This window comes from Pseudomonas sp. 18173 (genome assembly GCF_050432945.1).
Taxonomy (GTDB): domain Bacteria; phylum Pseudomonadota; class Gammaproteobacteria; order Pseudomonadales; family Pseudomonadaceae; genus Aquipseudomonas.
The window spans coordinates 85,285-97,578 of record NZ_JBKFTN010000011.1; the positions used below are offsets into that span (position 1 = coordinate 85,285).

A 12,294-nucleotide genomic window follows, 5' to 3' on the forward strand; every position below is an offset into this window, starting at 1 on the left:
GCACGTCGCTGTGTGAAATCTGCAATGTTCAGCGTGGAGTTGGTGCGCAGATTTCAAGGGCTGCCACACGTGGAAAATGCAAACGTCCATTGATTTGCTTGCAGACGCTGACGGTTTGGCGATGCACACGCTACGTTTGAAGGCCGTTGAACTCTCCGGCCACCAGATCCCCACGAAACTCGCAAAAACCTGGTTGGATGAAAAGCTCAGTGAAATGCTCGTCCGTTACCGTTGTTAACCAAAATTTTGACTTGTTAACCACCGTAGTTAACAACTCAAAAAACAGGTTTACAGCGTAATACTGAACCGAAATGTTAGCCTTGGTTTGCCTGGCACGCCCGGGATTTCAAAGCGCCGTAATGCTGTTCGAACTCTGGGGTTTGCCGGTTGGAATGTTTACCCTTACTATCACTCGCACTGCTCTGTCAGCCGCAACCTCCAATTTTTTGGCACCCTGCTAGATTAGTTTGGACCACGTCAGAGGGGCCTGACGCCACGTGTCTGGCGAGAGATGTGAATTCTTGAAGATGATCTACCGCCAATATTGGCTAGCTCAACTAAACGGCTATTTAGTTGAGTTAATTCCAAGTGTTCTATGAGCATGAGGGTCAGATTTCACGTGCGCCCTCCTTTTCCATTATTAATGACATCCCATCGCCCCGGGTGTTCCAGACACTCTCCAAGTTTGCCGTGTAGCGCTTTTCAAACTCTTTCGGTGACAGCTGATTGTTGAAACTATGACGTCGTTTTCGGTTGTAAAACTTCTCTCGTATCCAGCATTGCCAGCGCTTTGTAAATAGCAAAATGCCTCTACATGATGCATCCCTAAGTGCCTGATTACGCGCCCCCCAGCCTGGAAACTCGTAAAAAAGCTCCTACGCTCTAAGAGTCCAATAGTGGGCTTGGTACCAATGGAATGTTAACCGCGTAGGTAGAGGGCCTCACTATGCAACGGTCAGGGCATCCACGTTTCGGCTCCCATTTGCGTCCACAACGCCAAGCGCTTGCGCTGGAGCCAAGGATTCTTTTCGACGGTGCGGCCGCTTCGGCGGCGGCCGATCAGCAGCATACGGACCCGACCGCCACACCGGCACCGATTGACGCCCCTGCTCCTCACGCGACCCCGACCGAAGGCCGCGCCGCCACCGAGCAGGCGCCATCGGCGGCGCGCAGCCTGCTGGTGCTCGACAGTCGTATCGAAAACCGCGACCAACTGCTCGCGCAGTTGCCGGGCAACGTCACGGCCATTGTGGTCAACGCCGGTGAGGACGGCCTGGCGGCGATTTCCGCGGCGCTGGCGCAATTGGGCAAAGTCGATTCGATCCAGGTCATGTCCCACGGCGCCGCCGGGCAATTCACACTGGGCAACCGTACCATCACTTCCGATAACGTCGACCAACTCGGGCAGACCCTCGGACAGTGGCGCAACAACCTGACTCAGGGCGCGGATATCCAGCTCTATGGTTGCGACATCGGCGCGGGTGCGGCCGGCAAAACCCTGGTCACCGAACTGGCGCGCTGGACCGGCGCCGATGTGGCCGCTTCCAGCAACGACACCGGCAGCACCCGGGCCGGCGGTGACTGGACGCTGGAAACCAGGGTCGGCGATATCGACAAGAGCATTGCAATCAGCAGCGCCGCGATGGCCAGTTTCGACGGCTTGCTGGCCGATGCCGCACCAACCGCCACCCTGCCCGCCGGCGGCAGCGATGTTTTGCTGGGTGACAATTTCTCGTTCACCGTGAACTTCAGCAACACCTCCACCCAGACCGGGTTTGCCCCGTTCATCAACCTGGCGCTACCGACCACCGGCCGGGACGGTAATGACGGCGTGAACTTCATCTCCGCCAGTTACCTGGGGCAAAACCTGGTCAGCCACCAGGTGACGTTCGATGCGTCGGGCAACGCCACCCACCCTTTGGCGAAAGACGCCAACGGCAATTTCCTTGTCATCAACGCGTCGACCTATGGCATGCGCGCCGGCGACACACTGGTGGTCATTGAACTGCCCTTTGCCAGCGTCACCAATGGCCAACCCGTCATCCCGGTACAGATCAACGCCAGCCTGAGCAACCTGGCCGACACCAGTTTTTCCAATGGCACCCCGGACCTGACCATTCGCACCAGTGGCGGCTTCCAGTTCGGTAACGACGCCCTGGACAACCCGACCAACGATCCAAGCCTGATTCAGGCCGGTACAGCCGCATTTGTGGTGCATCCAACCGTCATCACCCTCGATGAAACCCTGAGCACTCCGGAGGGTGAAACCGCCACCGGCCCGAACTACGGTCGCACGCTGACCGTATCGGTGACTCCGGCCCCTGGCCAGGCGCTGACCAACGTCGTGGTGACCCAACCGCTGCCGGACAATGTTCAAGTCACTGCTATTACCCCCGGCCCCGGTGGCCGCGTGACGTCCATCACCCTGCACGATGGCACGGTGGTCACCGACGCGGCACAAATCGCCGTGCTGATTGCCGCCGACGACGTGTATATCAATTCGTTTTCCGTGACCTATGACAGCCTTACGGCCAGGACCGACACCGTGGTCGCGTTCTACGTGCCGGAAGTCGATGCCAATGGCCTGCCGATCATCAACCCGGTAACCGGCGACGCGGTGACCATCACCCTCGGCGCCCCCGCCGCTTCGGGCCAATGGGTTCCGCTGGATCCCCGGGACGTCACCGCGCCGAACACCTCCATCGACTTCAGCGGCACAGGTGTCCCCACGGAGTTCATCGCCAAATCGATCACGCTGCTCAAGACTGTCACCGTGCAGAACGATGTCGGCCATACCGGCATCACTCCCGGCGATACCTTGCAGTACACCCTGAACCTGGCCGTTTCCGACTACTTTGCGTTCGGCAAGGATATTTTCAACGATGGGCAGCTGATCATTCGCGACCAGCTCAGTGACGGCCAGGCATTGACCGGCACTGCGACCCTGACCGTTACCATCAACGGTGTTACGCAGGCCATTACCCTGGTGACCACCGTCGTCAACAACGCCGACGGCAGTACATCGATGGCGTTCGACATTGCCCAGTCGTTGCGTGATGCATTTGTTCTGCGGGGTTGGCTCAACGGCGACCTGGCGTTCGACAATCAGCTTCAAGGCGCAATGCTGGCGGTGCTCAGCTATTCGGCCATTGTCGGCCAGACCTACAAGCCGCCTTCAGGCAATCCGCAGCCCGAAATCAATGAAGGCGACGAACTGGGTAACAGTGCGGTGGTCGATGGCACCCTGTTGCAGGATCCCCTCAACCTCACCGGCCAGAGCGAAACCGATAACTCCACCACTACCAGCGTGATCCCGACCAGCGTGGTCGATATCAGCCTGGTCGAGGTCAATAACGGCACCCCGCCCGCCAACGGTGAACTGCGCCCCGGCGATGAAGTGACGTTCCAGCTCAGTTACGACCTGGTCACCGGTGATTACGAACAGTTCAAGCTCACGGCCTATCTGCCGTTGCCATTGTTCAACGTGAGCGGCGTGACCTGGGCCACGGGCAGCGATGTCGGCCAATGGCAGATCGGTCCGGGCAACACCAATGCCGGCGGCGTGGTCAGCGTCACCAGCGCCGCCGGCAACTCGGTGGTCTTCGATTTCGGCAGCTTCGCCACGGCCAGCACCACCGGCAGTCGCATTGTCATACGCTTTACCGTACGGGTCGGCGACCAGCCCTTTGCCGACCAGCGTGCGCTGGACGTGTTGGCGCAATCAAGCCAGCAAACCACCCTCACCGACCGTACGCTGATTTCCTCCGACGTCGCGGTGATTGTTTCCGTGGCCGAGCCGGTGCTGAGTATCAAGCACGGCGTGGTTTCCGGTACCAACGGCACCGTCAGCAACACTACCGGCAGCTGGAACCCGCCAGGCAGTACCGGTGTGCCATTCAATGGCAGTGTCACCGACCTGGCGGCGGTCGACGGCAATATCATCAATATCGATGGCGGCGACCGGTTGCGCCTGGTCACTGCCATTGAAAACAGCGGTGGTGGCGGTGCCTTCGATGTCAGCACCAGCATTACCCTGCCGACCGGTCTAAGCTTCGTCGGCGGCAGCCTGGGGGCGGCGAACCTGCAGATTTACCGGGGGGACGGCACCGCCCTGGTGCAGGGTGTCGATTACAGCGTGACGGGCAACCAGATCACCTTCCTGGATGCCGGCGGGCAAGCCACGCTCCTTGCCGGGCGCAGTGGTACCGCCGCCGACACCAGCGGCGCCAATCTGGTGGTGATCAGCTATGACGTGGTGGTCAGCAATACCATCGAGGCCAGCCGTACCCTGCAATCCACCGCGACCCTGAGCAATTACGCCAGCGTCAATGGCGGCACCGACTTCACCCCGACTGACCTCACCGACCTCGCCAACCAGCAAGTCGCCGCGCCGGTCATTCGTAAAGTGTTCGCCGACGGCACGCTGGACAATGGCGATTCCAGTGCCAGCCACACCAGTGGCAGCGATCTGGTCATCGGCGAAAGCATGCGCTACGACATCGTGATCACCCTGCCCGAGGGCAGCACGCAAAACCTGCGCATCGACGACCTGATCCCACCGGGCATGCGCCTGGACACCACATTCAATGGCGGCCTGGGTTACCAGATCATTACCACCCGCACCGGCAGTGGCGCCCTGGGTGCAGACTTCGCGGGCAGTGTGCTGGTCAGTGGCTTCGGCGGACAGGGCGGCACGCTGGGTGGCGATGGCGTGGATGCGCGCTGGACCTTCAGCGTGTCCAGCGTGTCGGCCGACAACCAGACTGGCAACAACACCTTCGTGATACGCCTGCAACTGGTGGCCAACAACGTCATCGCCAACCAGGCGAACATTTCCCGGCAAAACAACGCGCTATTGACCTACAGCGACCCGGATACGGACACGGCCAACGGCAATGTCGCGGTGGATCGCACGGTCAACGTCAGCGGCGGCCTACCCACCGTGACCGTGCGCGAGCCGACCTTGCAGGTGAACCAGGTGATTACTTCCACCTCCGGGCTTGGTGGCTACGATCAAGGCGATACCGTCACGTTCAGCATCACCCTCAGCAACGGTAGCGGTACCAACGACTTCAGTGCCTTCGACATCACTTTCCTCGATAACCTGCCAACCCAGCTCGACAACGTGACGCTGACCGGCGTCTTGTATCAAAACGGCGCCACCAACAATGGCGGCACAGGTTTCGAGATCGTCGGTGGCCAGTTACGCACCGCCAACGGCGCCAACATCGATATCGCCAAGGGCGGCAGCATCGTTCTGCAACTGAGCGGTGTGGTCAATGCCACAGCGGCTGCGCAGTCGAATATCACCAATATTGCGACAGTGCAATGGACCAGCCTGGATGGTACGCAAGGCGGTGAACGCACCGGAGTCGACGGTCTGATCAATGGCGGTACGCTCAACGACTACCGCAACAACTCCATTTTGCTGATACCCGTCGCCCAAGCGATCCAGATATCCCGGGTGGGCGGCCTGCCCGACACTTCCGCACCGTCCCCGACCACTGCTCCGGTGGAACAGGTGACCGTCGGCGAAGTCATCCGCTACCGGGTGGTGGTGCTGGTGCCCGAGGGCAATAACCCCAACTATCAGGTTCAGATCACCCTGGCCAACGGTCTGCAATTCATTTCACCCGACGCGCTGGTGAATGCATTGCGCATCGCGTTCATTTCCAATGGCGGGCTGTTCAGTGACGCCAACCTGATCGTCGGCGGCACGCTCGACGTAAACGGCAACGAGAACAGTCCCGAAGCCCTGCCGATCACCCCTGATCTCACGGGGCTGGCGCCGCAAGGCATTTTCGACCCGAGCCGCGTAACGGTCGTGACCAACGCCGACGGCAGCCAGGTCGTGACCTTCAACCTCGGCAATGTGGTCAACGGCAACGGCAATGACAACGATCTGGAAGGCATTTCCATCGAATTCAACGTGCGGGTGACCAACGTCGCTAGCAATATCAGCGGCGCACAACTGGCGATCTCGGCCCATGAATTCGTCAACGGTGCGGGCCGTGCCAACAGCGACACCATTTTCGAGCGCATCGTCGAACCGGGCTTCAGCGGCCTGGACAAACAGATCGTCACGTTCGACCCCAACCCGAGCGGCACCATCGGCAGCGCCACGGTGCAACTGAGTTTCACCCAGAACGGCGGCCTGCCAGCATTTGATACGCAAGTCAGCGACAGCTTTGCCGGTGGCAGCAACTACACCTTGCTCAGCGTCACCATCAATGGCACCCGTTTCGGCCCCGGCAACCTTCCGGCTGGCGTGAGCTTCAGCACCACCGGCGGTTTGAATGTGAATTTCGATCAACTGGACGTCGGTGCACAGGTTCAGGTGCTCTATCAGGTCACCCTGCCCAATGCCTCGATAGTCGCCAGCAGCAACGCCACCCTGACCTGGAGCAGCCTGCCGGAAGATTTCATCAGTTGGGGCGGCAACTTTGTCGGCATCGACGGCACGGTGAACGGAGAACGCACTGGCAGTACCGTTGGCCCGAACCAGTACATCCTGCGTGACAATGCCGGGCTCGGCGTCATAACCGGCACCCTGTGGAACGACACCGCATCGCCGACCGCCAGCGCCACGCCCGACGGCGCCGGCCTGGCCGGACAGACCGTGACCCTGACCTGGGCCGGTGTCGACGGTTTGCTCGACACCACCGCTGACAACCTGGTCTTCACCACCGTCACCGACGCCAACGGCCAGTTCCACTTTGGCGTGCTGCCGCTGGGCGTGTTTCGCATCGACGTACCGGCCGGGCTGATCAGCTATCCGCAGCCGCTCGGAGATTTGCGCGTGCGGGTCGACACCGATGCCGGAACGCTCGGGCAAATCACCATCAGTCTGGGCGATGCCGCCACACAAGCGGCTAATGCCGGTTACGTCGAACAGAACGACGCGCCGGTCAACACCCTGCCCGGCACCCAGAACGGCCTGGAGGATGTACCGCTGGGCATCGGCGGTATCAGCGTCGCCGACATCGACGCAAACCGCGACCCGAATGTCGCCGACCGCAACCTCAGTGTGACCTTGAGTGTACTCAATGGCACCTTGTCCCTCGGTGCAACCGTGCCCGGCGTAACGGTAATCGGGGCCAATACGGCCACCCTGACCCTGACCGGCACCCTCGCCAACCTCAACACGGCACTGGCCAGCCTGCGCTATCTGGGCAACCTGAATTTCAATGGCACCGATACCCTGACCGTGGTCAGCAATGATCAGGGCAACTATGGCGACGCCAACGGCGATGGCTTGCCCGGCACCGCAGGCGATGCCCTGAGCGATATCGACTCACTGCAAATCATCCTCGCCCCGGTCAACGATCCACCGGTGGCGGTCAATGACTCCGCCATCGCCGTGGAAGCGGGTGGCACCAACAACGCAGCTATCGGGGTCAACCCGCGGGGCAATCTGCTGGTCAACGATACCGATGTCGATATCGCCACCAATGCTGACCGGTTGCATGTGCTGTCGGTCGGTCCGGGCGGTGGCAATCAGACACCGATTCTCGGGGTGGCGGTGATTACCGGCCAATTCGGACAATTGATCGTCGGCAGCAATGGCGCCTACCAATACATCGTCGATAACAACAATGCCGCCGTACAGGCCCTGCGCCTGTCGGGCCAGACCCTGACCGATCGCTTCGATTACGTTGCCGCCGACCTGGCCCGCGCCACCTCGTTGGCCACATTGACCGTGACCATCCAGGGCGCCAACGACACGCCGGTGGGCGTGGATGACAATGGCGTTGCCATCGAAGCCGGCGGCGTGCTAAACGGCACCCCCGGCAGCGACGCGGTCGGCAACGTGTTGACCAATGACACCGATGTAGACAGCGCCGCCAATGGCGAAACCAGGACCGTGACGGGCATCCGTCCGATTCCGGAACTGACGGCTGCTCCTTTCACGCCGGTTACCGCAGCCACCAGCGTTGTCGGCCTGTACGGCACCCTGACCATCAACCCCGATGGCAGCTATCGCTACGTGGTCGATAACAACAACATCAGGGTCCAGCGCCTGAGCGCCGGTGAACAACTGGTTGATTTCTTCAGCTACCGGCTCACCGATACCGGGGGGCTCGACGATGTGGCGCAATTGCGCATCGTAGTGCAAGGCGCCAATGACAACCCGGTCGCCAGCGATGACCAGGCAGAGGCACAAGCGGCTTCCACCAACAACAATGCCAGCGAAAGCAATCCCAGTGGCAACGTTGTCCAGTTCCCGAGCCGCCCCGGGCTTGTCGACAATGGTATCGATCGCGACGTCGACGCAGTGGATCAGCCCAGCAGCCAGTTGTTGGTCAATAGGGTTATCAATAAAAGCGAGCTCGCCTACAACCCGGCCATCGATGTGCTGAGTGCTGTCGCCACCGGCACGACCTCGGCCGACGGCACGCTGGTGGTGGGCCTGTTTGGCACCTTGCGCATCGGCGCCGATGGGTCGTATTTCTACGATGTCGACAGTACCAACGCCAGCGTCCAGGCCCTCGCCGCGGGGCAGACCCTGACCGAGTTCTTCACCTACCGGATCACCGATACCCATGGGCTGACCGACACTGCACAACTGGTCATCACCGTACACGGCGTCAATGATCCACCCGTGTCGCAAAGCGTGATTGCCATTGCCACCGAACAGGGCGGCGTGAACAACGGCACCCCGGGGCGCGATCCTTCCGGCGATGCCACATTCAATGACTTCGACCCCGATGGCGACCCGTTGACAGTGATCTTGATCAAGGCCGGTGCAGAAGGTAGCGCGGGCACGCCAGTCGCCGTCAATGCGGGCGGTACGACAGTTGTTGGCCTGTACGGGACATTGACGATTTTCCCCAATGGCAGCTACAGCTACGCGCTCGACAATAACAATGCGGATGTCCAGGCGCTACGTCGTGGCAGCGATCTGTTGCTGGAGCGCTTTACCTATACCGTCAGCGACAACGTCGGCCCGGCGCCGGAAATCGACTCGGCGGAAATCATCGTGTTGATCCGTGGCCAGAATGACAACCCGGTCGCCACCGATGACACGTCCATCGCCATTGAAGCCGGTGGCACGAACAACAATCAGCCCGGCCTGGACCCCATTGGCAATGTGCTGGTCAACGATACCGATGTCGACGGTGGCGAGGTACCCGGCGACCTGCCCGCCCATGACTATGGCGAGACCCGCGCCGTGTCCTCGGTGCGCACCGGCAGCGAAACCGCGACAGGTACAGCCGGCGCACTGGGCAGCGAACTGCGCGGTACCTATGGCTGGCTGACCCTCAATGCCGATGGCAGCTACAGCTACCGGCTCGACAACAACATGGCCGAAGTCCAGGCGTTGCGGCTCGGTGACAGCCTGGTCGATGCCTTCAGCTACACGGTGATCGATGCCAGTGGTGCCGAAGATCGCGCAACGTTGACCATCGACATCCGGGGCCGCGATGACACGCCGACTCCACGCAACGACTTCGCCATCGCCTTCGAGGCCGGCGGATTGAACAATGGCACCGCGGGGTCCAACCCTTTCGGTAACGTGCTGGCCAATGACACCGACGTCGATGGCAATGGTGAAACACTCACTGTCACCGGGTTCAATGAAGGCGCGTCGGTCGGTGTGCTCGGCACCGGCCTGGTCGGTACGTTCGGCACCCTGACGCTGAACGCCGACGGCACCTTCTCCTACGTGCTGGACAACGATAACCCGAGGGTCCAGGCCCTGCGCACGCGTTTAGACCTGCTGACAGAAACCTTCACCTATCAAGTCCGCGATCTCTTTGGTGCCACCAACACGGCCACGCTGACCATCATCATCAGCGGTGCCAACGACAATCCGCGGGCGGCGGACGACAGCACGGTGGCCGTCGAGGCCGGCGGCACCGCCAATGGCGCTCCGGGGCTGAACCCTACCGGCAACGTGCTGGCCAATGACCGCGATGTCGACGCCAACGACAGCAAGACCGTCACCGATGTCCGCGGTGGCGGCAAAGCCGCTGCGGGTACGTTCACCGCGGTTGGCGCCACACAAACCCTCGATGGCCTGTACGGCACCCTGACCATCAACGCCGATGGCACCTACAGTTATGTGATCAACAACAACCTGGCAGCGGTCCAGGCACTGAAGGTGGGTGATTCGCTGGTCGAAACCTTCACCTACCGGATGCGCGACACCGCCGGCGCCACCGATGTCGCCCAACTGAACATCCGTATCGACGGTGCCTGGGATGCCCCCGTGGCAATCAACGATGTGGCTGTCGCCGTCGCTGATGACGGCAATGGCAACAGCGTCAATCCGACCCGCAACGTGTTGCCCAACGACAGCGATGTCGATCAGGGCGACAGCCTGCACATCACCGGTATCCGCTTTGGCACCGAGGCCGCGGGCGGCACCCTGGACGCGGTCGATCCAGGCACCGACAACACCAACGGCACCCTGATCAACGGGCTCTACGGGCAATTGATCATCGGTGCCGACGGCAATTACACCTACGTCGTCGACTCCAACAACCCCACGGTACTGGCACTGGGACCGCTGCAGTTTCTCCATGAGCGTTTCACCTATCAGGTCACCGACCTTGGCGGGCAAAACGATCTGGCGGAAATTCACATCATCATTCGCGGGCGCAACTCGGCACCGGTGGCCAACGGCGATGCAGCAACAGCTGTCGAAGCCGGTGGCCTCAACAACAGCCAGAGTGGCATCGACCCTTCGGGCAATGTGATCAGCAACGACACCGACGCGGAAAGCGACGCCCTCAATGTGTCGCAGATCCGTACCGGCGGGCTTGCCGATACCGGCACCGCGGGCACCGTGGGTACTGTGCTGCGCGGCCTGTATGGCAATCTGCTGATCAATGCCGACGGCAGCTACACCTACACCGTCGATAACAGCCTCGCGGTGGTCCAGGCCTTGCGTCAAAGCGGCCAGACCTTGACGGACGTCTTCAGCTACACCCTGTCCGACGTCTTCGGTGCCAGCAGCCAGGGCGAATTGCGCATCACCGTCGATGGCCGCAATGACACCCCGATTGCCCGTGACGACAACTCTATCGCCGTCGAAGCGGGCGGCGTGGCCAACGGCACACCGGGCAGCAACGCCACGGGCAACGTGCTGGCCAACGACAGCGATGTCGATGGCGTGGCCAATGGCGAAAGCAAGCAGGTGCTGAGCGTCACTGGCGAAAACGGCCAGTCCGCCAGCGCAGGGCAAGTGCTGACCGGGCGATACGGGCAACTGATCCTCAACGCGGACGGCAGCTACACCTACCTGATCGACAACAGCAATCCACAGGTGCAGGCCCTGCGCACGGCGGGTGAAACCCTCAGCGAGACGTTCACCTACCGCATGACCGATACCGCCGGGGCCACCTCGGATGCACGACTGACCGTGGTTATCCAGGGTGCCAACGACAATCCGGTGGCGCAAAACGACAGCGCCGTCGCCAGCGACCAGACGCCCGCACCGCAAGTTACAGGCAATGTGCTGCCCAACGACAGTGACGTGGACGGCAATGATCACCTGCAAGTGGTCGCGATACGCACCGGGGCCGAAACCGGCACGGGTACGACCGGGATCATCGGTCAACCGATCCGCGGTCTCTACGGCACACTGGTACTCAACGCCGATGGCAGCTACACCTACACCATCGACCAGAGCAATCCACAGGTTCTGGCGGCTGCGGGTCTGGGCCAGGTGCTTCGCGACGTCTTTACCTACACCATCAGCGACCTCAGCGGAGCCATCGACCAGGCCGAACTGGTGATCACGCTGGACATCGCCACACCGTTCATTCCGGCCCCGACGGGCGACTTCTTCGACCGTGACCCCAACCGGCAGAACGGCAGCCTGCGCATTCCCGATCCGTTACCGGCGATCTTTGTGACGCCGGTGGTCGAACGTGCCGCCCGGGCGAATGAACTGTCGACCTGGAACGCCGATGGCAGCAACTTGCGTATCAGCTCCAGTGGCGAGTTCGCCAGCGATTCGCTGGGCAGTGGCCTGGGGTTGGTACCGGGACAATTCGTTGCCCAGGCCGTACGCGACAGCCGGACAGACAGCGAGCTGGAAATGGCCTGGGTTCTTGGCCGACATGGCCGCATCGGCCTGAGTGCCGATGGCCTGTTGCCTGATCCATCGTTGTTTACCGTCGATCCTGCGGGCCTGACCCACGGTCCGGCCCAAGGCGATAAAGCCCAGGAGTCACGCCCGGCACGAGGATTCAGCGCACAGGTACGTCATGCAGCCCAACGCCTGCACCCGGCCAACCGGGGCAATTGATGTGACCGAACATAAAAAATTCAAAGAGCACAAAG

1 protein-coding gene is annotated in these 12,294 nt (G+C 61.3%); it reads left to right on the forward strand.

Features of this window, described 5'->3' with window-relative positions:
- The first annotated feature begins 946 nt into the window (after positions 1-946).
- A complete protein-coding gene (locus tag ACLD1X_RS14380; protein WP_429368637.1) occupies positions 947-12,259 on the forward strand; it encodes a VCBS domain-containing protein in 11,313 nt (3,770 codons plus the stop codon).
- Positions 12,260-12,294 lie beyond the last annotated feature (35 nt).